The following is a 24,265-nucleotide window of genomic DNA, read 5'->3' as shown; positions in this document are numbered from 1 at the left end:
GTGGTTGCCGCTTGACGCGGACACTACCGACCGTATTGGTCGCGACGGCGGTCTGTCGAGGCGTTTCACCGGGTTTATTCGATGTTCACGAACTCGGCCGAAATGGCTGGCCACACGGGTCATGCGCCCGGTACTGTCGGGCGCAGACGGCGGGTTCGCCGGCACATCGCACCGATCGGGGGCAGCGTTGAGCGAGTCATCGAAGCAGGCCGGGGCAGTGGCCGAGGCGCAGGGCGGTCCCTCGCTGAAGGGGCAGCTCGGACAGGTGCTGCTGGCCACCTTCGCCTCGGCGATCGGGTTCTGGGCGTGGATGCTCATCGCCCCGCTGCAGAAGACGTACGCGACCGAGATGGGGCTCGACGAGGGGCAGATCTCGCTCATGCTCGCGACGCCCGTGCTCGTCGGCGCGCTCGGCCGCATCGTGACGGGTGCCATGACCGACCGCTTCGGCGGACGCAGGATGTTCACCATCGTGCTGCTCGGCTCGGTGCCGGCCGTGCTGCTCGTCGCGCTCGCGGGCGAGATCAAGAGCTTCCCGCTGCTGCTCGTCGCGGGGTTCTACCTCGGCGTCGCGGGCACGATCTTCGCGGTCGGCGTGCCCTTCTCGAGCGCCTGGTACGAAGCGAAGCGACGCGGTTTCGCGACCGGCGTGTTCGGCATGGGCATGATCGGCACGGCGATCTCCGCGTTCCTCACGCCGCGTCTCGCGGAGTCGATCGGCTACCTGCCGACGCACCTCCTCGTCGCCGGCATCATGGCCGCGACGGCGATCATCGTCTGGCTGTTCCTGCGCGACTCGCCCGCCTGGGAGTCGAGCCGGCAGCCGCTCGTGCCGAAGGTCGTCAGCGCACTGAAGCTCCGCATCACGTGGGAGATGGCATTCCTCTACGGCATCGTCTTCGGAGGCTTCGTGGCCTTCTCGACGTTCCTGCCGAAGTACCTCACGACGATCTACCCCGACGAGGTCGACCCGGTCGGCGCGGGCACGCGCACCGCACTGTTCGCCACCGCCGCGGTCGTGGCCCGGCCGATCGGCGGTGCGCTCTCCGACCGCGTCGGTCCGAAGGTCATCTCGCTCATCTCGCTCGCGGGCATCGTGTCGCTCGCGTACATCGTCGGGCAGCAGCCGCCCGAGGGCATCGTGACCGGGGTGACGTTCATCCTCATGGCCGCGGCGATGGGCCTCGGCATGGGCGCGGTCTTCGCCTGGGTCGGGCCGTCGACGCCGAAGGACAAGGTGGGCGCGGTGACCGGCGTCGTCGCCGCGGCCGGCGGTCTCGGCGGGTACTTCCCGCCGCTCGTGATGGGTGCGACCTACAACGCCGAGACGAACTCGTACGCCCTCGGGCTGTGGTTGCTCGTGCTCGTCGGGGCCGTCGCACTGGTCGTGGCGGGAATGCTCCGCGACGCGCGCCCCGGCTCGGCGAAGGCGGCCCCGGGTCCGGTACCGGCGCCTCGATAGGATCGCCGCATGGCCGATGACGCGGTGAAGCAAGCTCAGGAGGCGGCCGCCGCTGCGGCCGAGGCGGCGAAGACGCTGCAGGCGCAGGCGGAGGCGGCGATCAAGGCCGCCGAGGAGGCGGCGGCGCTCGCGAAGGCGGCCGCCGAGGCGGCGACGAAGTCGGATGCCGCGGCCGAAGCCGTGGCGGAGGAACCCGCGTCGGAGGCACCACCCGCCGCGCCGGCGGCGGCCTCGCCCGAACCGGTCGCGGCGCCCGAGCAGGCCGCGGCCGAGGCATCCGGCCCCCTCGACGCGAAGCACATCGACGCGGTGCGCAGCGGGTACGCCTTCGAGGGCCCGGCCCTCGAGATGGGCGCCCTCGTCAACGGCGACGCGATGCCCGACGTGCCGGTGCGCATCCCGATCGCGATGACGAACCGGCACGGCCTCGTCGCCGGCGCGACCGGCACCGGCAAGACCCGCACGCTCCAGGTGCTCGCCGAACAGCTCTCCGCGGCGGGCGTCGCCGTGTTCGCCGCCGACATCAAGGGCGATCTCTCCGGCGTCGCGACGCCGGGCGAGGGCAACGAGAAGCTCCTCAAGCGCACGGCCGGCATCGGGCAGGACTGGACGCCCGCGAGCTTCCCGACCGAGTTCTTCTCACTCGGCGGCGTCGGCAGGGGCGTGCCCATCCGCGCGACGATCTCGGGCTTCGGGCCCCTCCTGCTGTCGAAGGTGCTCGGCCTCAACGACACCCAGGAATCGAGCCTCGGACTCGTCTTCCACTACGCGAACAAGAACAACCTCGCGCTGCTCGACCTCGAAGACCTGCGGGCGGTGCTCGCCTACCTCGTGAGCGACGAGGGCAAGGGCGAGCTCGAGGGCCTCGGCGGCCTCTCGAAGGCGACTGTCGGCGTGATCCTGCGCGAGCTCATCACGTTCGCCGACCAGGGCGCCGACGTCTTCTTCGGCGAGCCCGAGATCGACACGGCCGAGTTCCTGCGCACTGCACCCGACGGTCGCGGCGTGATCAGCCTGCTCGAGGTGCCGGGCGTCGCCGACAAGCCGGCGCTCTACTCGACGTTCCTCATGTGGTTGCTCGCCGATCTGTTCACCGACCTGCCCGAGGTCGGCGACCTCGACAAGCCGAAGCTCGTGTTCTTCTTCGACGAGGCGCACCTGCTCTTCAAGGACGCGTCGAAGGAGTTCCTCGCGCAGATCACCCAGACGGTGCGGCTGATCCGGTCGAAGGGCGTCGGCGTGTTCTTCGTCACGCAGACGCCGAAGGACGTTCCGGGCGACGTGCTCGCCCAGCTCGGCTCGCGGGTGCAGCACCAACTGCGCGCGTTCACGCCCGACGATGCGAAGGCGCTGCGGGCGACCGTGTCGACCTACCCGAACTCGGGCTACGACCTGGAAGAGACGCTCACCGTGCTCGGCACGGGCGAGGCGATCGTCACGGTGATGAACGAGAAGGGCGCGCCGTCGCCCGTCGCGTGGACGAGGCTTCGTGCACCGCGGGCGTCGATGTCGCCCTCACCCGACGCGGCGATCGATGCGGCCGTCGCCGCGTCGCCGCTTTCGGCGAAGTACTCGACGGGCATCGACCGCGAGTCGGCGCACGAGATCCTGACGAAGAAGCTCGCGGATGCCGCGGCGAGGGTGGATGCCGAAGAGGCCGCGGCGGCCAAGGCGAAGGCCGACGCCGAGTACGCGAAGATGCAGGCGAAGATCCAGGCCGACGCCGCGAAGGCCGACAAGAAGGCGCAGGCCGAGTACGACCGACTGATGAAGCAGACGTCGGGGAGTTCCCGGTCGTCGTCGCGGTCGCGGTCGAAGGAGAAGTCGGCGCTCGAGGAGGTGCTCGGCTCGCGCACCACCCAGACCGTGCTGAAGCAGGTCATCACCGGCATCTTCGGCATGGCCAAGCGCCGCTGAGGCTGCACTGATGAAGTAGCGCCCGACGAACGAGGACGCGTATCGAGACCCGGTACGGGAGGATGGGCGTGATGTTCCAGATCCGCCCGTACCGCCCAGCCGACCGCGACGACGTCGCACTGGTCTGCCTGCGCACCGCGGCAGCGGGCGGCGACGCGACGGGGGTGTACTCCGACGACACGCTCATGCCCGAGGTGTTCGCACTGCCGTACGTCGAGTACGCGCCCGAACTCACCTTCGTCGTGGCCGACGAGCAACGTGCCGCGGGTTACGTGATGGCCGTCGCCGACACGGCGGACTTCGTCGAGTGGTGGCGGCGCGAGTGGGCGCCGGGCTTCGCGGCGAGGCATCCCGTCGCCGCGCCGCCGACCGAGCACGCACCCGCGTTCACCGAGGCCGCCCTCATCGACGCGGGCGTGCACCCCGAGCGCATGCTCATCCCCGAACTCGACCGGTACCCCGCCCACCTGCACATCGACCTGCTGCCCGAACTGCAGGGGCAGGGCTGGGGGCGCCGGCTCATCGACACGGTGCGCGGTGCACTCGCCGAGCGAGGAGTCGCTGCGCTCCACCTCGGCCTCGCGGCCGAGAACACGGGTGCGCGGGCGTTCTACGACCGGCTGGGATTCCACGAGCTGCCGTCGAGCACGCCGGCGTCGCCGAAGCTCGGCGTCGCGACGCAGTGACCCGGCGGTCGAGGAGCGCGATGCCGTCGGCCGAGCAGCGCGAAACGCGTGTCGAGACCACTGGCCTCGCGGCTCAGGCCATGAGCGAGCGACGCTCGAACCAGTAGAGCAGCCCGGGATCGCTCTCGCGCAGTTCGGCGAGCGTCACCGGTTCGTCCCGCGTCGACTCCTCGACGTCGAGCACACCGGCGACGAGGTCCATCGCCGACGCGTCCCAGAACCGGCCGCGCATGCGGAACCGGCCGCGGCCGCTGCGGCACACGACGAACAGCTCGTCGGTCGTGTCGAGGCTGTTCGACCGGTAGAGGTCGAGCCGCAGCACCTTCGAGACGTCGCGGGCCGCGACGACCGTGGTGGTGCCGAAGAATCCGCGTTCGACGATGCCGTAGCGGCTGATCGACACCCGGGTGCGGCGGTAGGCGATCCAGGCGAGGCACATCAGCCCGCCGACGATCGCGGCCGTTGCCGCGACGATCGGCCACGACCCCGTCGGATCGAGCACCCACAGCTCGACGGCGAGCAGTGGAAGCACGAGCGCCGCTGCCGCGACGCCGTAGCTCCATCCGAGCGTGCGACGAGGCCTCAGGGTGATCACCCTGAGGCCGTCGCCCCCTGCTGCCGCCGCGCTGATGGAGGAGCCCCCTGCATCCCCACTCCTCGCTTCCACCGGTGCCGCTGACATCTCTCACATCATGCGCCTCGCGCGAGGTGCACGCTATTCGGCATTAATGAGGACACGGCGGGGCGCGACGCGCGCGGACGCGGCGATCGGACGGAAGGGGAAGAATGTGCCGGCGTCGTGGGGTCAACGAGAACGCCGTCGTCTTCGTCGACATCTCGGGCCCTCACGACCCGGCTCAGGACAGCATAGGCGCTGCCGGCGACGATGGTGGACATGGGGGCACGGGCGGATGCCTCGACGCAGAACACCCCTCGACCGGCATCGGGAAGATGCCGGCGAGGGGCGGTGCCGATCGCGTGACGGGCGTGATCGTTCTTGGCGGAGGACGGGGGATTCGAACCCCGGTGTGGGTGCTGTGCGCGCACCCGGCGTGATCGTTCTTGGCGGAGGATGGGGGATTCGAACCCCGGTGTGGGTGCTGTGCGCGCGCACCCGGCGTGATCGTTCTTGGCGGAGGATGGGGGATTCGAACCCCCGAGGGCTTTCACCCAACACGCTTTCCAAGCGTGCGCCATAGGCCACTAGGCGAATCCTCCAGTGACCCCCCACGCACCCGCCAGAGCCCGGTTACCCTTGCTGCGTTTCCGCCCTGGGGGAGTTGGCCTGGATAGCGCCACGTGGGGAGCCTCGGACAGTCTACCCGAGTCGAGCGGCCCCGCTGCACCGCGGGCCGCACGAGCCCCGCACCCGGAGGGAGCATCGCTCGGAGAAAGCCGGCCACAATTCCACATTTCCACACGTCGCCGGGCCACTGTTCCACTTGTCCACACGTCGCCCGTCCACAATTCCACTTGTCCACACCGTCTGCGGAGCGAAACCTCCGGCGGCGCCGCCGAGCGCGCATCGAGTAGGGGTCGAATCCGCCACCTCGCAGCCTGGTCGACTCGTGCCGACGTGACGGACTCGTGGTTGCACCTGCTGTGGTCATGTGGTCATGTGGTCGCACGAGGCGTGGTCACCTGATCTTGTGGTCGGTCTCGTGCACGGGGCGCGAGGGGGGGGCGATGGCCGGACTCGGCCGAGTCGAGGGTGGCGCCGTCGCGGGCGCGCTGGTCGGCATTCTCGCGCTCGCCGGGTGCGCCGCCCCATCGGTCGAGGCGCGCGCCGTCGGCCCGACGACCGTCCTCATGAGGGTCGGCGGCTCCGACATCGAGGAGCAGGCGGCCTTCGTCGGCAGCATCGACGTCGAGAGCGGATGCCTCGTGGCGCGCGCCGAGGGCGGTGACGTCATCGGCATCGTCCTGCCCGACGAAGCGCGGGTCGCGGACCTGGCGGGCTCGAGGTGGAGTTCGACGGTCTCGTCACGGAGGTCGGCGACCCGGTGTTGCTGGGTGGCGGTTATCGTGAGGCGGCGTCGGTCGGCAGCGTGCCCGACGAGTGCGAACACTCGGAGTACTTCCAGCCGAACGCCCGGCAGGGCGAGGAGCCCGCCGAATAGGCTGGATGCGTGGCGCACAGCATCTACATCTGCTCGGCCGAGGGCAACACCGGCAAGTCCACCGTCGCGCTCGGCACGCTCGACACGCTGACCCGACGCGCGGCGAAGGTCGGCGTGTTCCGGCCCATCGCGCGATCGACCGCCGAACGCGACTACGTGCTCGAGCTGCTGCTCGCCCACGACGGCGTGGTGCCGCTCACCTACGACGAGGCGATCGGCGTCTCGTACGACGAGGTGCACGCCGATCCCGATGCGGCGCTCGCGACGATCGTGCGCCGCTTCAAGGCCGTCGAGGGCCGCTGCGACGCGGTCGTCATCATCGGCTCCGACTACACCGATGTCGGCAGCCCCACCGAGCTCGCGTACAACGCGCGCATCGCCGCCAACCTCGCAACCCCGGTGCTGCTCGTGCTCGGCGGACGTGTCGGCGAGTACCAGGGGCGTGCACTCAGCGAGCGGCTCGGCGACAGCGACGCTCGCACGCCCGACGAGCTCGCCCAGCTCTCGGAGCTCGCCGTCGAGGAGCTCGAGCGCGAGCACGCCTCACTCCTCGGCGTCGTGGTCAATCGCGCCGACCCCGACCGGCTCGACGAGATCGTCGACGCGGTCCGTGCGGCGGGGCTCGGCCCGGTGGCGGGCGCGCGGCCCGGCGGCGTCGTCGCCGGCGAGGCATCCCAGGTCGCCGTCTGGGCCATCCCCGAGGACCAGTTCCTCGTCGCGCCCTCGATGCGCACGATCATGCAGGCCGTCGACGGCGAGCTCTACGCGGGCGACCCCGACCTGCTCGACCGCGAGGCGCTCGGCGTCGTGATCGCGGCGATGTCGATGGAGAACGTGCTCTCGCGGCTCATCGAGGGCTCGGTCGTGATCGTGCCCGGCGACCGCAGTGAAGTGCTGCTCGGAGTGCTCACGGCGCACTCGTCGCAGACGTTCCCGTCGGTCTCGGGCATCGTGCTGAACGGCGGCTTCCCCCTCTCCGAGCACATCGTGCGACTCGTCGAGGGCCTCAAGGCGGGGCTGCCGATCATCCGCACCGAGCTCTCGAGCTACGAGACCGCCCTCGCGATCACCCACACCCGCGGGCGGCTCGCCGCCGAGTCGCAGCGCAAGCGCGACACGGCCCTGTCACTGTTCGAGCACCACGTCGATGCCGAGGCGCTGCTCGACCGGCTCGAGATCGCGAGCCCCGAGGTCGTCACGCCACTCATGTTCGAGTACGGCCTGCTCGAGCGGGCGCGCCGCGAGCGCAAGCACATCGTGCTGCCCGAGGGCTACGACGACCGCATCCTGCGGGCTGCGGCGACCCTGCTCGCCCGCGACGTGGCCGACCTCACGATCCTCGGCGAGGAGATCGAGGTCCGCTCGCGTGCGATCGGGCTCGGCCTCGACATCTCGCGCGCGGCGGTGCTGTCGAATCACGACTTCGTCTACGTGACGCGCTTCGCCGAGGAGTACCAGAAGCGGCGCGCGCACAAGGGCGTCACGCTCGAGCAGGCGCGCGAGCGAGTGCAGGACGTGTCGTACTTCGGCACGATGATGGTCGAGCTCGGCATGGCCGACGGCATGGTGTCGGGCGCGGCGCACACGACCGCGCACACGATCCGCCCCTCGTTCGAGATCATCAAGACGAAGCCGGGCGTCGACATCGTCTCGAGCGTGTTCCTCATGGCGCTCGCCGACCGGGTGCTCGTCTACGGCGACTGCGCGATCGTGCCCGACCCGACGGCCGAGCAGCTCGCGGACATCGCGATCTCGTCGGCGCAGACCGCCGCCCAGTTCGGCATCGAGCCGCGCATCGCGATGCTCTCGTACTCGACGGGGGAATCGGGCGAGGGCGCCGACGTCGACAAGGTGCGCCGCGCGACCGAGCTCGTTCGCGAGCGCGCCCCCGAGCTCGCGGTCGAGGGGCCGATCCAGTACGACGCGGCCGCCGACGCGGCGGTCGCGCGCACGAAACTGCCCCAGTCGGATGTCGCGGGCCGGGCCACCGTGTTCGTCTTCCCCGACCTCAACACGGGCAACAACACCTACAAGGCGGTGCAGCGGTCGGCGGGCGCCGTCGCGATCGGGCCCGTGCTGCAGGGCCTGCGCAAGCCCATCAACGACCTCTCGCGCGGCGCACTCGTGCAGGACATCGTCAACACCGTGGCCATCACGGCGATCCAGGCGGCGGATGCCTCGTGAGCGTCGTCCTCGTCATCAACTCGGGCTCCTCGTCACTGAAGTACCAGTTGATCGAGGCCGGCTCCGGGCGCTCGCTCGCGTCTGGGCTGGTCGAGCGGATCGGGCGCCCCGGCGGGCGGGCGAAGCACGTCGTCTCGACGGACGGGCCCGACGGCGCCGACGGCGCCGACGGGGGCGGCGGGGGCGGTGACGAGGCATCCGTCACCCGTGAACGCGACGTCGAGGTGCCCGACCACTTCGCGGCCTTCGACGTGATGCTCGAGGCGTTCGCCGAGGCGGGGCCGCCGCTCGCGGCGAACCCGCCGGTCGCGGTCGGGCACCGGGTGGTGCAGGGCGGTGCGCGCTTCTTCGAGCCGACCGTCATCACCGACCTCGTGAAGATCAACATCGACGAGCTGTCGACCCTCGCGCCGCTGCACAATCCGGCCAACCTCGAGGGCATCGAGGCGGCGCAGCGGGCGTTCCCCGACGTGCCGCACGTGGCGGTGTTCGACACGGCGTTCCACCAGACGATGCCGCCGGCCGCCTACACGTACGCGATCGACCGCGACGTGGCGGCCAAGCACCGCATCCGGCGGTACGGGTTCCACGGCACATCGCACCGGTACGTCTCACGGGCCGCGGCGGAGTTCCTCGGCCGGCCGCTCGAGGAGCTGCGCCAGATCGTGCTGCACCTCGGCAACGGGGCGTCGGCGTGCGCGGTCGAGGGCGGTCGATCGGTCGACACGAGCATGGGCATGACGCCGCTCGAGGGGCTCGTCATGGGCACCCGGTCGGGTGACCTCGACCCTGCGGTGCTCCTGCACCTGCAGCGGCGCGCGGGGCTCGACGTCGACGGCGTCGATGAACTGCTGAACCGCCGCAGCGGCATCCTCGGGCTCGGCGGGCACGCCGACATGCGCGACCTCGTCGAAGCGGCCGGGGCGGGCGACGAGCGCGCGGCGCTCGCGCTCGACGTGTACGCGCACCGGTTGAAGGCGTACATCGGGGCCTATCTCGCGCAGCTCGGCGGTGTCGACGTGATCTCGTTCACCGCCGGGGTCGGCGAGAACTCGGTGCGCGTTCGGGCCGCCGCGCTCGCCGGGCTCGAGCGGCTCGGCATGGAGCTCGACGCCGAGCGGAACTCGGTGCGCTCGGGGCAGACCCGCGTGATCTCGACCGACGGCTCGCCCGTCACCGTGCTCGTCGTGCCGACGAACGAGGAGCTCGAGATCGCCCGCCAGGCGCTCGAGGCGATCTGAGCAACTCTGCAACAACTGTTGTGCAATAACTATTGCAGAGTTACCATGGCGGTGTGAGCGAACACGAGAACTCCATCGACCTGCGCGACGCAGGGGCCATGCGCGCCATGGCGCACCCGCTGCGGTTGCGCATCCTCGGCCTGCTGCGCATGCACGGGCCGCACTCGGTCGGCATGCTCGCCGAGGCGACGGGCGCGGCATCGGGGTCGATCAGCTACCACCTGTCGACCCTCGCGAAGTACGGCTTCGTCGAGCCCGCGCCCGAGCACGAGCGCGACGGCCGCGAGCGCTGGTGGCGGTCGGCGCACGAGATGACGAGCCTGAACGCCGAGTCGTACCTCGACGATCCCGACCGCCGAGAGGCCGCCGAGGCGATGCGCAGGACGGTCATCGACGCGTACCATCGCGAGCTGCTCGACGCGCTCGACGCCGAATTCGCGCTCGAGCCCGAGTGGATCGCCGCATCGGACTCGAGCGACGGGGGCGCGCAGCTCACGCTCGACGAGTTCCGGGAGCTCACCGCAGACCTGGCCGCCGTGCGCGAGAAGTGGTGGGCGGTCGGGCGCGAGCCGCGCCCCGGCACCCGAGCGGTGCGCTGGATCACCCACACGTTCCCGAGGACCGAGCAATGAGCGCCGAGATCGACCTCGAGCGGGTCGCGGATCTCCCGACGCAGGAGGACGCGCCTCGATACCCACCGGCGACCCGGCGGCTCCCGCTCTTCGCGAATCTCGCCGCCGCGCTGTTCTCGCTCGGGGGCAACGCCATCGCCCTGGTCGCGCTGCCGATCATCGCCCTCACCGAGACGGGCTCGCCGCTCGCCGCGGGGGTCGTCGGCGTGTTCTCCACGGTGCCGCTCGTGATCGGCGGCGCCCTCGGCGGCGTCCTCGTCGACCGCTTCGGCTACCGGGTGTCGAGCATCGTCGCCGACCTCGCGAGCGCCGTGACCGTGCTCGCGATCCCGTTGCTGCATGCGACCGTCGGCCTGCCCTTCGGCGTCATGCTCGCGCTCGTATTCCTCGGCGGCCTCCTCGACCCTCCCGGCGACACCGCCAAGACCTCGATGACGCCCGACCTCGCGGCGCTCGCGCGCTGGCCGATCGAGCGCGCGGCCGGCGCACAGGCGGCCGTGCAGCGGACGGCCGTGATGCTCGGCGCGGGCACGGCGGGCGCCCTCGTCGCCTTCCTCGGTCCGATGCCGGCGCTCGTCGTCGACGCGGGCGGGTTCGCCGTCTCGGCCCTGCTCGTGGCGTGCTTCATCCCGCGCACCGCCCGCACCAAATCGACCGACGGGCGGGCGCAGGAGCAGTCCGCCGCGACTCGCTCCGAGCGCGGCGGCTTCGTCGAGGGTCTTCGCTTCGTGGCATCCTCGCCGCTGCTGCGCTCGATCGTGCTGCTCGTCACGCTCACGAACGCGATCGACGCGGCCGGCATGACCGTGCTGAAGCCGCTCTACGCGACGCAGGTGCTCGGCGACCCGGCCCAGCTGGGCTTCATGGTCGGCTGCTTCGCGGCAGGCGCCCTCACCGGGTCGATCGTCTTCGGGGCGGTCGGGCATCGCTTCTCTGGACGGCTCATGTTCGCCGCATGCTTCATGGTGGCCGGCACGCTGCCGTACCTCACGATGGCGCTCGGCGCGCCGGTGCCGGTGCTGCTGCCGGTGCTCGCGCTCTCCGGATTCGCCGCAGGCGCGATCAACCCCATGATCTCGACCGCGATGTACGGCCTCATCCCCGACGGCATGCGCGCCCGCGTCTTCGGGGTGACCACGGCCGGTGTCGCCGCGACGATGCCGCTCGGCGCGTTCCTCGGCGGCCTCGCGGCCGAGCAGCTCGGCCTCGTTCCGACGCTCGCGGGCTGTGCGGCCCTCTACGTCGTGCTCGCATCGTCGCCGCTGTACCTGACGTCGTTCAGGGGGCTGCGGAGCTCGACCTGACCCCCGTTCGGGGGTGATTTTCCTCGCTTCCCCTATCGGGTGGCGCCGTGCCGCAATATGTTGAGCCCATGCGGCGCGGGGGGCGTCGCACGCTGACTCTGGGGGGACGTCACATGTTCGTCGCGCGCGCCCGTACGACCGTCGAACGGAGGCGCCGAGGAGCGCACCGAGCCGAAGACCCGCGAGGGCACCGGGCCCTGCGATGGCTCGCCGCCGTCGGGGTCGTCGCGCTCACCGCGGGCGGCGGTGCGATCTCCGCGCAAGCCGCACCGGGGGACACGTCGTACGCCGAAGGACAGTTCCTCTCGGGCACGCTGCTCGATTTCGTCGATCTGAGCGCTGTCGCCGGCATCGACGGCGAGACGGCCTCCAGCGACGGCGTCACCCCTGAGACCAATTCGACGAACCTCGACCTCTCGGCGCTCTCGGTGCTGAGCATCGACATCGGCGGCGGCGTGCAGGTGCCGCTGAACTTCACCGAGGCGGGCGTCGTCGGCCAGTACGCGAGCGCAGCGATCGACGGATCGTCGATCGGCGCCTCGGGGCTCATCTCGGACTCGGGTGCGATCGGCACCGGGGTCACCCCCGCGCCCGGCGTCGCGCCGGGCCCGATGAGCCTCGACCTGGCCCAGCTGCTCGGCCCCGAGTTCGCCACGACGATCTCCGACCTCGACGTCACGCTCGGCGCGATCAGCGCGAACGCCGCGGCGAACACCGGCGGTGCGCCCGTCGGCGACTACGAGATCGCAAGCGCGACGGTCGTCGTGGACAGCCCGGTCGTCGAGGGCATCACCGGCACGGTCGACGCAGCCGTGGCCGACCTCGACGCAGAGGTCGACGCACTCGCCGGTCCCGATGGACTGCTCGTTGAGGGCGTCCTCTCGGCCGTCAGCAGCGTCCTCGCGGTCGGAGGCCTGGGAGACGCCTCCGCGACCGTGACCGTCGACCTGCAGGCCGCGGTCGACGCCGTGCTCGACATGCCGCTCGACTCCGGCGGCGGCGTCGTCATCGACCTGCAGAACGGCACGATCACGCTCGACCTCGACCAACTCGTCGGAGGGCTCAATGACCTCGACCCGAGCACCGAGCTGCTCTCGAGCGCGGTGCTCACCGAGGTCACGAGCCAGGTCGCCGAACTCGTCGACGGACTCGTCGCCGATCTCGATCTCGCGGTCACGAACGCGCTGAACAACGCCGCCGTCTCCATCGACGTCGACATCAACGGACCGGCACCGCTGTCGCTCCCGCTCGTCAACGTCACGGTGACGGGAACGCTCCTGCAGATCTCCGACGGCACGGCGACGGTCGGCATCACCGCGCTCGGCGGCCTGCCGATCGGAGGACTCACCGACGAGATCATCCTCGATACCCTCGGCCCGATCGTGGACGCGGTGATCGACCCCGATACCGGCGCGCTCGGAACCTTCCTCACCACGCTGACCGACGACGTCCTGAACCCCGTCATCAACGAGTTGAACCCTGCGCTGCTCCTCCTCAACACGGTCGTGTCGCTGCTCGCGAACGTGCAGGAGCCGTCGCCCGGCGTCGCCGGCCAGGTCTTCGAGGAGACCGCCCTGCGCCTGAGCCTCCTGCCGACGACGATCGTGCCCGAACTCCTCGAGCTGAACCTCGCTCGCGCCCTCGTCGGACCGAATCTCGTGGCGCCGGTGCTGACGACGCTCACGCCCGACGAGGGTCCGACCGCAGGCGGCACGCTCGTGACGATCGACGGCACGGCGCTCGGCGGTGCGACCGCGGTCACCGTCGACGGTGTCTCGGTGCCCTTCACGCAGGTGAGCGAGACCCAGATCACCTTCTCGACTCCGCCGCACGCCGAAGGCCCGGTCGGGGTGACGGTCACGACCGCGGCGGGCGTGAGCGCTCCGCTCACGTTCACCTACGTGCCCGCTCCGGTCCTCACGACGCTGACGCCCGACGAAGGGCCGGCCGCAGGCGGCACCCCCGTGACGATCGACGGCACCGACCTGGCCGGGGCGACCGAGGTCTCGGTCGACGGTGTCTCGGTGCCGTTCACGCAGGTGAGCGACACGCAGATCACGTTCTCGACGCCCGCGCACGCTGCCGGCCCCGTCGACGTGACGGTCACGACCGCCGGCGGCGAGAGCGGCCCGCTGACGTTCACGTACATTCCTGCGCCGGTGCTCACCGACCTCGATCCCGAAGCGGGCCCGGTTGCGGGTGGCACTCCGGTGACGATCACGGGCACCGATCTTGGGGATGCCTCTGAAGTGACGGTCGACGGGGTGTCGGTGCCGTTCACGCAGGTGAGCGGCACGCAGATCACGTTCTCGACGCCCGCGCACGCCGCGGGCCCCGTGGACGTCGTCGTGACGACGCCGGGCGGCGACAGCAATGCGCTGCCGTTCACGTACTTCGACGAGCCCGTGCTCACGACCCTCACGCCCGACGAGGGCCCAGCGGCGGGCGGCACGCCGGTGACGATCGACGGCACGGCACTCGGCGGCGCGACCGAGGTGACGGTCGACGGGGTGTCGGTGCCGTTCACCCAGGTGAGCGACACGCAGATCACATTCACGACGCCGGCGCATGCCGCCGGCCCGGTCGACGTGGTCGTCACGACGCCGGGCGGCGCGAGCGACCCGCTCGTCTTCACCTACCTGCCCGGTCCGCTGCTCACGGGGCTCGACCCCGATGCGGGGCCGGTGGCGGGCGGTACGCCGGTGACGATCACGGGTACCGATTTCGGTGGGGCGACGGCGGTGACGGTCGACGGGGTGTCGGTGCCGTTCACGCAGGTGAGCCCGACGGAGATCACGTTCGAGACCCCCGCGCACACGGCGGGACCGGTCGATGTCGTCGTCACGACTCCCGGTGGTGAGAGCAATGCGTTGCCGTTCACGTACTACGACGTGCCGACGCTCACGGCGCTCTCGCCGGAGGAGGGGCCGACGGCGGGTGGCACGCTCGTGACGGTGACCGGGACGAACCTTGCCGGTGCGACTGAGTTGACGGTCGATGGGGTGTCGGTGCCGTTCACGCAGGTGGACGACACGACGGTTGCGTTCCAGACGCCGTCGCACGCGGCGGGCCCGGTCGACGTCGTGGTGACGACGCCGGGCGGTGAGAGCAATGCGTTGCCGTTCACGTACGTGCCGGCGCCGGTGCTGACCGATCTCGATCCGGATGCGGGTCCGGTGGCCGGTGGTACGCCGGTGACGATCACGGGTACCGATCTCGGTGGGGCGACCGAGGTGACGGTCGATGGGGTGTCGGTGCCGTTCACGCAGGTGAGCCCGACGGAGATCACGTTCGAGACCCCGGCGCACGCGGCGGGCGAGGTGAACGTGGTCGTCGTCACGGCGGGTGGGCCGAGCAACGCATTGCCGTTCACGTACTACGCGGTGCCGAGCCTGACGAGCCTCACACCCGACGAGGGACCGACCGCGGGCGGCACGTCGGTGACCGTCACGGGTAGGGCGCTCGGCGGTGCGACCGAGCTCACGGTCGACGGGGTGTCGGTGCCGTTCACGCAGGTGAGCGACACGGAGATCACGTTCGAGACCCCGGCGCATGCGGCCGGCCCGGTCGACGTGGTCGTCACGACGCCGGGCGGCGCGAGCGGTCCACTCGCGTTCACCTATGTGCCGGCGCCGCTGCTCACGGGGCTCGACCCCGATGCGGGCCCGGTCGCAGGCGGAACTCCGGTGACGATCACGGGCACCGATCTCGGCGGCGCGACCGAGGTGACGGTCGACGGGGTGCCGGTGCCGTTCACGCAGGTGGGCCCGACCGAGATCACGTTCACGACGCCGGCGCATGCCGCCGGCCCGGTCGACGTGGTCGTGACGACGCCCGGCGGGGACAGCAACGCACTCCCGTTCACGTACTACGCGGTGCCGAGCCTGGCCAGCCTCACGCCCGACGAAGGGCCCACCGCAGGCGGCACGCTCGTGACCATCGACGGCACTGCGCTCGGCGGCGCGACCGAGGTCTCGGTCGACGGCGTCGCCGTGCCGTTCATCCAGGTGAGCCCCACGCAGATCACGTTCTCGTCGCCGCCGCACGCGGCCGGACCGGTCGACGTGGTCGTGACGACACCGGGCGGCGCGAGCGATCCGCTGACGTTCACGTACATCCCCGCGCCGGTGCTGACGGCGCTGGCGCCCGACCAAGGCCCGGTCGCGGGCGGTACTCCGGTGACGATCACGGGCACCGACCTCGGGGATGCCTCGGAGGTGACCGTCGACGGGGTGTCGGTGCCGTTCACCCAGGTGAGCGACACGGAGATCACGTTCGAGACCCCGGCCCACGCGGCCGGTGAGGTCGACGTGGTGGTGACGACAGCCGGCGGCGACAGCAACGCGCTGCCCTTCACCTACTTCGACGAGCCCGTGCTCACGACCCTCACGCCCGACGAAGGCCCAGCGGCGGGCGGCACGCTGGTGACGATCACCGGCAGCGCGCTCGGCGGTGCCACGGAGGTGACGGTCGACGGGGTATCGGTGCCGTTCACCCAGGTGAGCGACACGCAGATCACGTTCACGACGGCGCCGCACGCGGCGGGTCCCGTCGACGTGGTCGTGACGACCCCGGGTGGCGCGAGCGACCCGCTCGTCTTCACCTACCTGCCCGGCCCGGTCATCACGGCGCTCGACCCTGACGCGGGGCCGATCGCGGGCGGCACGCCGGTGACGATCACGGGTACCGATCTCGGCGGCGCGACGGAGGTGACGGTCGACGGGGTGTCGGTGCCGTTCACCCAGGTGAGCCCGACGGAGATCGAGTTCGAGACTCCCGCGCACGCGGCCGGGGAGGTCGACGTCGTCGTGGTGACCGGCGGCGGTGAGAGCAACGCGCTGCCGTTCACGTACTACGCGGTGCCGACGCTCGCCGCGCTCGACCCCGACGAGGGACCGACCGTGGGCGGCACGATCGTGACCGTGACGGGCACGAACCTCGCAGGTGCCAGTGAGCTCACGGTCGACGGCGTCGCCGTGGCATTCACCCCGGTGAGCGACACGACGATCGTGTTCACGACTCCGCCCCACGCCGCCGGCGAGGTCGACGTGGTCGTCACCACACCCGGCGGCGAGAGCGACCCGCTCACCTACACGTACGTGCCGGCGCCGGTGCTCGCCGCGCTCGATCCTGACGCGGGTCCGGTCGCGGGCGGTACGCCCGTGACGATCACGGGTACCGATCTCGGTGGGGCGACCGAGGTGACGGTCGACGGGGTGTCGGTGCCGTTCACGCAGGTGGGCCCGACGGAGATCGACTTCGTCACGCCCGCCCACCTCGCAGGCGAGGTCGACGTCGTCGTGACGACCCCGGGCGGCGAGAGCAACGCCCTGCCGTTCACCTACGTCGCCGCGCCGGTGCTCACGGCGCTGGCGCCCGACGCGGGGCCGGTCGCGGGCGGTACGCCGGTGACGATCACGGGCACCGATCTCGGGGATGCCGCTGAGGTGACGGTCGACGGGGTGTCGGTGCCGTTCACGCAGGTGAGCGACACGGAGATCACGTTCGAGACCCCGGCGCATGCGGCCGGCCCGGTCGACGTGGTCGTGACGACGCCGGGCGGCGCGAGCGGTCCGCTCGCGTTCACCTATGTGCCGGCGCCGCTGCTCACGGGGCTCGATCCCGATGCGGGCCCGGTCGCAGGCGGTACTCCGGTGACGATCACGGGTACCGATCTCGGCGGGGCGACGGCGGTGACGGTCGACGGGGTGTCGGTGCCGTTCACGCAGGTGGGCCCGACCGAGATCACGTTCACGACGCCGGCGCATGCCGCCGGCCCGGTCGACGTGGTCGTGACGACGCCCGGCGGGGACAGCAACGCACTCCCGTTCACGTATTACGCGGTGCCCGCGATCACGGGGCTCGACCCGGATGCGGGGCCGGTGGCGGGCGGTACGCCGGTGACGATCACGGGCACCGATCTCGGCGGGGCGACGGCGGTGACGGTCGACGGGGTGTCGGTGCCGTTCACGCAGGTGAGCCCGACCGAGATCACGTTCGAGACCCCCGCGCACACGGCGGGACCGGTCGATGTCGTCGTCACGACTCCCGGTGGTGAGAGCAATGCGTTGCCGTTCACGTACTACGACGTGCCGACGCTCACGGCGCTCTCGCCGGAGGAGGGGCCGACGGCGGGTGGCACGCTCGTGACGGTGACCGGGACGAACCTTGCCGGTGCGACTGAGTTGACGGTCGATGGGGTGTCGGTGCCGTTCACGCAGGTGGACGACACGACGGTTGCGTTCCAGACGCCGTCGCACGCGGCGGGCCCGGTCGACGTCGTGGTGACGACGCCGGGCGGTGAGAGCAATGCGCTGCCGTTCACGTACGTGCCGGCGCCGGTGCTGACCGATCTCGATCCGGATGCGGGTCCGGTGGCCGGTGGTACGCCGGTGACGATCACGGGTACCGATCTCGGTGGGGCGACCGAGGTGACGGTCGATGGGGTGTCGGTGCCGTTCACGCAGGTGAGCCCGACGGAGATCACGTTCGAGACCCCGGCGCACGCGGCGGGCGAGGTGAACGTGGTCGTCGTCACGGCGGGTGGGCCGAGCAACGCATTGCCGTTCACGTACTACGCGGTGCCGAGCCTGACGAGCCTCACACCCGACGAGGGACCGACCGCGGGCGGCACGCTCGTCACGATCACGGGCACCGACCTGGGGGATGCCTCGGAGGTGACCGTCGACGGGCTGCCGGTACCGTTCACCCAGGTGAGCGACACCGAGATCACGTTCGAGACCCCGGCCCACGCGGCCGGTGAGGTCGACGTGGTGGTGACGACGCCCGGGGGCGAGAGCAACGCACTCGCGTTCACCTACGTGCCGACGGTGATCGACGACGTCGATCCGCCGAACGGACCTGAGGCGGGCGGCACAGAGGTGACCATCTCCGGTCAGTGCTTCACCGACGCGACCGAGGTGCTGTTCGGTGACGCACCGGCGACCTCGTTCGAGGTGATCGACGACGGCACGATCGTCGCGGTGGCTCCTGCCGGTACCGGCGTCGTCGACGTCACGGTCGTCGGCACCGAGGAGTGCGGCGAGGCGAGTCTGCCCGCCGGCTTCACGTACGAGTCGTCACCCGCATCGACGCCCGGAACGAAGCCGGGAGCGATCGCCTCGACCGGCGTCGACCTGATCGGGCCGCTCGTCCTGGGCGGCGGGGTGCTCCTGCTCGGCCTCGGCATGCTGTTCGTCGTGCGGCGGCGCTCCGGCCGGGCCTGAACCCGCGGACGGGGTGCCCGGCGCCGAGCGCCGGGCACCCCGTCGTCACCGAGCGAGGCGTGCGCAGTCGATGCAGAGCGTCGCGGTCGGCCGGGCGTCGAGCCGGGCGACGGTGATGCGCTTGCCGCAGCGGGCGCAGACGCCGTAGGTGCCGTCGGCGATGCGGGCGAGGGCGTGGTCGATGTCGGCGAGCTCCGCCTGCACGTCGGCGAGCACGGCGGTGCGCTGCGACCATTCCTGGGTCATCGTGGGCCCCTCGGGGTCGTGCTCGTCGTCGGCGCTCGCCTCGGACCGCGCATGGCGGACCTCGCTCATCTGGTCGTCGAACTCGGCGGCGCGCTCCTCGGCGTCGGCACGCTCGGCGAGCAACCGGGCCTGGAACCGTTCGAGCTGAGCCGGGGTCATCGTCGTCACCGTGATCACGCTCCTTCCGTCCGAGCATCGTACGCCCGAGGCATCCGGATGCCGTGTCGGACGCGGCAACTACGATTGATGCGTGGTCACCGCCCTATATCGCCGCTACCGGCCAGAGACGTTCGCCGAGATGATCGGCCAGTCCCAGGTGACGGAGCCGCTGATGACGGCGCTCCGCACCGATCGGGTCAATCACGCCTACCTGTTCAGCGGGCCGCGCGGGTGCGGCAAGACGACTTCCGCTCGCATCCTCGCGCGTTGCCTCAACTGCGCCGAGGGGCCGACCGACGCCCCGTGCGGTGTGTGCCCGAGCTGCGTCGAGCTGTCGCGCGGCGGGGGCGGCTCGCTCGACGTCGTCGAGATCGACGCGGCGAGCCACGGCGGTGTCGACGACGCCCGCGACCTGCGCGAGCGGGCGATCTTCGCCCCCGCGCGCGACCGCTACAAGATCTTCATCATCGACGAGGCGCACATGGTGACCTCCGGCGGCTTCAACGCGCTGCTGAAGATCGTCGAAGAGCCGCCCGAGCACATCAAGTTCATCTTCGCGACGACCGAGCCCGACAAGGTGCTCGGCACGATCCGGTCGCGCACGCACCACTATCCGTTCCGGCTCGTTCCGCCCGCGCCGATGCTCGAGTACGTGCAGCAGCTCTGCAACGAAGAGGGCATCGCGGTCGAACCCGGCGTGCTCGCACTCGTCGTGCGGGCCGGCGGCGGGTCGCCCCGTGACACCCTGTCGCTGCTCGACCAGCTGATCGCGGGCTCCGAGGGTTCGGCGATCGACTACGAGCGCGCGGTCGCGCTGCTCGGCTACACGCACGGGGCCCTCCTCGACGAGGTCATCGACGCGATCGGCGCGCACGACGCCGCCGGCGCGTTCGCTGCGGCCGACCGCGTCGTGCAGACGGGCCAAGACCCTCGTCGATTCGTCGAAGACCTGCTCGAGCGGCTGCGCGACCTCATCGTCGTCGCGGCCTCGACGCCCGAGGCCGCGGCCGCCGTGCTGCGGGGCGTCCCCGAAGACGAACTGGCGCGCATGGCCGTGCAGGCGCAGTCGTTCGGCCCGGCCGAGCTCTCCCGGGTCGCCGATCTCGTCAGCCAGACCCTCACCGAGATGACCGGTGCGACCTCCCCGCGCCTGCATCTCGAACTCATGCTCGCGCGCGTGCTCGTGCCGTCGAGCGACGACACCGAGCGCGGTGCGCTCGCGCGCGTCGAGCGCCTCGAGCGCCAGGTCGGCGCCGGGGGAGCGGCGGCGCCGATCGCGCCGCCTGCCGGCACGCCCGCTGCCGTCCGAGCCGAGGCGCCGGCTCCGCGCGCCGCCGAGGCACCGCGGGTCCCGGTCGAGCCCGCGCGCCCCGCCCGCGGTACCGAGCCCGCGGCGGCCGAGCCCGCCCGGGCGTCCGAGGTGATCTCGGCCGTCATGCCCGAGACCCCTCCGGCGTCCGCCGAACCGTCGGCCGGGCCTCCGGTGGCCGACACGTCCCCGGCCGAACCGGCGTTCGTGCGTCCGAGCGGGCCGATCACCGTGCAGCAGATGCGCGACGCCTGGCCCGAGGTGCTGAGCGTGCTCCAGCGCAAGAAGCGCACGGCATGGATGGCGGCGCTGACGGCCCAGGTGCTCGAGTACCGCACCGACGAGGCAGTCCTCGTGCTCGGCTTCACGAGCGCGGGCGACGTCGAGGGCCTGCGCAACGGCACAGGTGCGCAGAACTCGGCCGAGCTGCTCCGTGCGGCGATCGACGAGGTGCTCGGGGTGACGGTCAAGTTCGTCCCGCGCGTCATCGGCGGCGGCGCGCCGGGCGGTTCCGCACGTCCCGAGACGCCCCCGTCGGCACCCACGCGCCCGAGCGGCGATGGCGCCGGGGCGCTGGTCGCCGCGCCGGCGAGCCCGGCATCAGACTCCGCGACGCCGAATCGGGCAGGGGCCTCGGCGCCCGCGGTCGACGCGACGCCGAACGCGCCGAGCACCGTCACGCCCGCCTCGTCGGGGCCCGTCGACTCGTGGGCGACGGTCGCCATTCCGCGCGACCCCGAACCCGCATCCGACGCGGGCACGGCCGCGCCGCTCGCCCGCACCGCGACCGCACTCGCCGAGCGACCGGCCGCCGAGCCGGCGCCGGTCGCTCCGGGCACTCGCCCCGAGGCCACGAGCGACGCGCCCGATTTCGTGCCCGACGACAGCGAGGCGCCGCCCATCGACGACGAGCCGCCGTTCGATCCCGGTCCCGAACCCGAGCGGTTCGACCCGCCTGCGCCGACCCGGCCCGCAACAGCCCCACGGCCGGCACCGAGCCGGCCGCGCCAGGCGGCCGCGACGACCGACGGCGGTATCCAGCGGTACGGCGAGGCGGTCGTCCGCGAGGTGCTCGGCGCGACCTTCCTCGAAGAGATCGAGGTCCCAGGCAGCGGCTTCGGGGAGCGTGTGTAGCCCGTGTACGAAGGCATCGTCCAAGAACTGATCGACGAGCTCGGCCGGCTGCCCGGCATCGGGCCGAAGTCGGCGCAGCGCATCGCGTTCCACATCGTGCAGACCGAGCACTTCGACGTCTCGCGCCTCGCCGAGATCCTCCTCCAGATCCGCGACAAGGTGCGCTTCTGCGAGATCTGCGGCAACGTCTCCGAGCAGGCGACCTGCTCGATCTGCCGCGACCCGCGGCGCGACCCGTCGTTCATCTGCGTCGTCGAGGAGGCCAAGGACGTGGTGGCGATCGAGCGCACCCGCGAGTTCCGAGGGCTGTACCACGTGCTCGGCGGCGCGATCAGCCCGATCGACGGCATCGGCCCCGACGAGCTGCGCATCCGACAGCTCATGCAGCGGCTCGCCGACGGCTCGGTCACCGAGGTCATCATCGCGACCGACCCCAACCTCGAGGGCGAGGCGACGGCGACCTACCTCAGCCGGCTGCTCACCACCCTCGAGATCAAGGTGACGCGACTCGCCTCGGGCCTGCCGGTGGGCGGCGACCTCGAGTACGCCGACGAGGTCACGCTCGGTCGTGCGTTCGAAGGGCGTCGCGTCGTCACCTGACGGGCCCATTCCATCGTTCGAAGGAAGCCCCTCGCGTCGAGCGTGCACTCGTCGTCCGATTCAGGGCCGCGACCGCACGTTCGGCGGGTGAGCTCGGCGCGAGCCGGCGGGGGGAGTGCGCCGCCGGGCGGTTGACGCACGCCCGCGGCGCGCGTAGACCGAAGGCATGACCGAGACGAAGCGCGAGCAGGCATCCGAACGCACCGCGACCTGGGTCGACGGGTACGTCAGGGCGTGGCGCAGCAACGACCCCGACGACATCCGCGCCCTCTTCACCGACGACGCGATCTACCTCCTGGCGCCCGACGCGGAACCCCTGCGCGGGCACGAGGGCATCGTCACCGGCTGGCTCGAGCACGCCGACGCCGACGGCGAGTGGTCGTTCGAGTGGAGCGCCGTGCACGAGGCATCCGACCTCGCGCTCGTGCAGGGGCGCACCGAGTACCCGGCCGAACGCGACTACCTCAACCTGTGGGTGATCCGCTTCGCGCCCGACGGCCGTGCGTCCGAGTTCACCGAGTGGTACATGCCGCGCCCGCACGGCGAGTGAGCGGGCGCCGCCCGGCGTCACATGGCGGGGCGTGCATGCGGGCCGCCGTATGATGAAGCATCCGACGACGGGCCCGTCGGCCCGCGCGCGCCCAGAACCCCCTGGAGGCCCCGTGAGCTTGATCGTGCAGAAGTTCGGCGGGTCGTCCGTCGCCGACGCGGAGAGCATCAAGCGGGTCGCGAAGCGCATCGTCGAGACGCGCAAGGCGGGCAACGACGTCGTCGTCGCCGTCTCCGCCATGGGCGACACGACCGACGAGCTGCTCGACCTCGCGAACGAGGTCACGCCCATCCCCGCGCCGCGCGAGCTCGACATGCTGCTCTCGGCCGGCGAGCGCATCTCGATGGCGCTGCTCGCGATGGCGATCAAGAGCATGGGGCACGAGGCGCGCAGCTTCACCGGCAGCCAGGCCGGCATGATCACCGACGCCCAGCACGGCGCCGCCCGCATCGTCGACGTCACGCCCGTCCGCCTGCGCGAGGCGCTCGACGAGGGCGCCATCGTCATCGTCGCCGGCTTCCAGGGCTTCAACCGCGACACCCGCGACATCACGACCCTCGGCCGCGGCGGCAGCGACACGACCGCCGTCGCCCTCGCCGCGTCGCTCGACGCCGACGTCTGCGAGATCTACACCGACGTCGACGGCGTCTTCACCTCCGACCCGCGCGTCGTGAAGAAGGCGCACAAGCTCGATCGCATCACGAGTGAAGAGATGCTCGAACTCGCCGCGTCGGGCGCCAAGGTCCTGCACATCCGCGCCGTCGAGTACGCACGCCGCCACGGCGTGACCCTGCACGTGCGCTCGTCGTTCAACAACAACGAGGGGACGATCGTCTACGACCCCTCGCGTCTTCCCGAAGGAGCAGCTGTGGAAGAGTCCGTCATCGCCGGAGTCGCGATCGACCTGTCCGAGGCGAAGATCACGGTCGTCGGAGTGCCCGACAAGCCGGGCGCCGCGGCGAAGATCTTCAAGATCGTCGCCGGCACGAACGCGAACGTCGACGTCATCGTGCAGAACGTCTCCGCCGCCGCGACCGGCCGCACCGACATCTCGTTCACCGTGCCGAAGGCCGACGGCGAGAAGGCGCTCACCGCCCTCGCCGGCGCGCAGGACGCGATCGGTTTCGAGGCGCTGCAGTACGACGACCAGATCGGCAAGCTCTCGCTGGTCGGCAATGCGATGCGCTCGGCGACAGGGGTCTCGGCGAAGCTCTTCGAGGCGCTCTACCAGGCGGGCATCAACATCGAGATGATCTCCACGAGCGAGATCCGAATCTCGGTCGTCACGCGCGCCGACAGCGTGCACGCCGCCGCCCGCGCCGTGCACACCGCCTTCGACCTCGACGGCGACGACGACGCGGTCGTGCACGGGGGCACGGGCCGCTAGACGCCGGATGCCTCGGGCGCATGCCGACTGCCGGCCGGCGGCGGCCGGCCGAAGGCCAGGCCAGGAGGCATCCCGCCCCGAATCAGGGGAATGCTGCCAATTCGGGCC

At 71.4% G+C, this 24,265-nt stretch carries 15 protein-coding genes, 1 tRNA gene and 1 other RNA gene; 13 read left to right on the top strand and 4 right to left on the bottom strand.

Annotated elements, in window-relative coordinates; translation table 11 throughout:
• Positions 1-187: 187 nt before the first annotated feature.
• The 3 genes from LR269_RS16085 to LR269_RS16075 all read left to right on the top strand — a co-directional run bounded on the left by LR269_RS16085 (position 188) and on the right by LR269_RS16075 (position 4,065).
• The gene (locus LR269_RS16085; RefSeq protein ID WP_374201141.1) at positions 188-1,462 is read left to right on the top strand and encodes a nitrate/nitrite transporter; all 1,275 of its coding nucleotides are present in this window, start codon (positions 188-190) and stop codon (positions 1,460-1,462) included.
• Positions 1,463-1,471: 9 nt separating this feature from the next.
• Positions 1,472-3,379: a helicase HerA-like domain-containing protein gene (locus LR269_RS16080; RefSeq protein ID WP_231431766.1), complete on the top strand. Its 1,908-nt coding sequence runs from the start codon at positions 1,472-1,474 to the stop codon at positions 3,377-3,379.
• A 71-nt stretch (positions 3,380-3,450) separates the two neighbouring features.
• Positions 3,451-4,065, top strand: a complete 615-nt coding sequence (locus LR269_RS16075) for an N-acetyltransferase (protein WP_231431765.1) — start codon at positions 3,451-3,453, stop codon at positions 4,063-4,065.
• 73 nt (positions 4,066-4,138) lie between these two features.
• Here the strand turns inward: LR269_RS16075 and LR269_RS16070 are convergent, their stop codons facing one another.
• The 3 genes from LR269_RS16070 to ffs all read right to left on the bottom strand — a co-directional run bounded on the left by LR269_RS16070 (position 4,139) and on the right by ffs (position 5,377).
• Complete coding sequence (locus LR269_RS16070; protein WP_231431764.1) at positions 4,139-4,660, bottom strand: hypothetical protein; 522 nt, start codon at positions 4,658-4,660, stop codon at positions 4,139-4,141.
• A gap of 535 nt (positions 4,661-5,195) precedes the next feature.
• Positions 5,196-5,283, bottom strand: a tRNA-Ser gene (locus LR269_RS16065).
• Positions 5,281-5,377: signal recognition particle sRNA small type (gene ffs, locus LR269_RS16060), an RNA gene on the bottom strand. The genes LR269_RS16065 and ffs overlap by 3 nt, the downstream gene beginning before the upstream one ends.
• 652 nt (positions 5,378-6,029) lie before the next feature.
• Here ffs and LR269_RS16055 point away from each other — a divergent pair.
• The 6 genes from LR269_RS16055 to LR269_RS16030 all read left to right on the top strand — a co-directional run bounded on the left by LR269_RS16055 (position 6,030) and on the right by LR269_RS16030 (position 18,772).
• Positions 6,030-6,185 carry a hypothetical protein gene (locus LR269_RS16055; protein ID WP_231431763.1) on the top strand — a complete coding sequence of 52 codons (156 nt, stop codon included), beginning with the start codon at positions 6,030-6,032 and terminating at the stop codon, positions 6,183-6,185.
• Between the two features lie 9 nt (positions 6,186-6,194).
• Positions 6,195-8,369 (top strand): phosphate acetyltransferase, encoded by a 2,175-nt coding sequence (gene pta, locus LR269_RS16050; RefSeq protein ID WP_231431762.1) that lies wholly within the window; start codon positions 6,195-6,197, stop codon positions 8,367-8,369.
• Complete coding sequence (locus LR269_RS16045; RefSeq protein WP_231431761.1) at positions 8,366-9,610, top strand: acetate/propionate family kinase; 1,245 nt, start codon at positions 8,366-8,368, stop codon at positions 9,608-9,610. The genes pta and LR269_RS16045 overlap by 4 nt, the downstream gene beginning before the upstream one ends.
• A 53-nt stretch (positions 9,611-9,663) precedes the next feature.
• Positions 9,664-10,242, top strand: coding sequence for a helix-turn-helix transcriptional regulator (locus tag LR269_RS16040; protein WP_231431760.1), 579 nt, complete (start codon positions 9,664-9,666; stop codon positions 10,240-10,242).
• Positions 10,239-11,546, top strand: a complete 1,308-nt coding sequence (locus LR269_RS16035) for an MFS transporter (protein WP_231431759.1) — start codon at positions 10,239-10,241, stop codon at positions 11,544-11,546. Before LR269_RS16040 ends, LR269_RS16035 begins: the two co-directional genes overlap by 4 nt.
• 113 nt (positions 11,547-11,659) lie before the next feature.
• Positions 11,660-18,772 (top strand): IPT/TIG domain-containing protein, encoded by a 7,113-nt coding sequence (locus LR269_RS16030; RefSeq protein WP_231431757.1) that lies wholly within the window; start codon positions 11,660-11,662, stop codon positions 18,770-18,772.
• Between the two features lie 45 nt (positions 18,773-18,817).
• Here the strand turns inward: LR269_RS16030 and LR269_RS16025 are convergent, their stop codons facing one another.
• On the bottom strand, positions 18,818-19,177 hold the full coding sequence (locus tag LR269_RS16025; RefSeq protein WP_231432376.1) for a TraR/DksA C4-type zinc finger protein: 360 nt from the start codon (positions 19,175-19,177) through the stop codon (positions 18,818-18,820).
• A 91-nt stretch (positions 19,178-19,268) separates the two neighbouring features.
• On the opposite strand from LR269_RS16025, the gene LR269_RS16020 reads away from it, so the two are divergent.
• The 4 genes from LR269_RS16020 (at position 19,269) to LR269_RS16005 (ending at position 24,157) form a co-directional block, all read left to right on the top strand.
• Positions 19,269-21,620 (top strand): DNA polymerase III subunit gamma and tau, encoded by a 2,352-nt coding sequence (locus LR269_RS16020; protein WP_231431756.1) that lies wholly within the window; start codon positions 19,269-19,271, stop codon positions 21,618-21,620.
• A gap of 3 nt (positions 21,621-21,623) precedes the next feature.
• The gene (gene recR / locus LR269_RS16015) at positions 21,624-22,220 is read left to right on the top strand and encodes a recombination mediator RecR (RefSeq protein WP_231431754.1); all 597 of its coding nucleotides are present in this window, start codon (positions 21,624-21,626) and stop codon (positions 22,218-22,220) included.
• 166 nt (positions 22,221-22,386) lie between these two features.
• A complete protein-coding gene (locus LR269_RS16010) occupies positions 22,387-22,770 on the top strand; it encodes a nuclear transport factor 2 family protein (protein ID WP_231431753.1) in 384 nt (127 codons plus the stop codon).
• Between the two features lie 112 nt (positions 22,771-22,882).
• Positions 22,883-24,157 (top strand): aspartate kinase, encoded by a 1,275-nt coding sequence (locus tag LR269_RS16005; protein WP_231431751.1) that lies wholly within the window; start codon positions 22,883-22,885, stop codon positions 24,155-24,157.
• Positions 24,158-24,265: the final 108 nt, after the last annotated feature.

This window comes from Agromyces sp. S2-1-8 (genome assembly GCF_021129215.1).
Taxonomy (GTDB): Bacteria; Actinomycetota; Actinomycetes; order Actinomycetales; family Microbacteriaceae; genus Agromyces; species Agromyces chromiiresistens.
This window is presented reverse-complemented; position numbering and strand designations above follow the sequence as displayed.

Coding starts and splice junctions, on each gene's coding strand:
- LR269_RS16080 (WP_231431766.1), top strand. CDS start 1,472: ATGGCCGATGACGCGGTGAAGCAAGCTCAGGAGGCGGCCGCCGCTGCG.
- LR269_RS16025 (WP_231432376.1), bottom strand. CDS start 19,177: ATGACCCCGGCTCAGCTCGAACGGTTCCAGGCCCGGTTGCTCGCCGAG.
- LR269_RS16035 (WP_231431759.1), top strand. CDS start 10,239: ATGAGCGCCGAGATCGACCTCGAGCGGGTCGCGGATCTCCCGACGCAG.
- LR269_RS16010 (WP_231431753.1), top strand. CDS start 22,387: ATGACCGAGACGAAGCGCGAGCAGGCATCCGAACGCACCGCGACCTGG.
- LR269_RS16030 (WP_231431757.1), top strand. CDS start 11,660: ATGTTCGTCGCGCGCGCCCGTACGACCGTCGAACGGAGGCGCCGAGGA.
- LR269_RS16075 (WP_231431765.1), top strand. CDS start 3,451: ATGTTCCAGATCCGCCCGTACCGCCCAGCCGACCGCGACGACGTCGCA.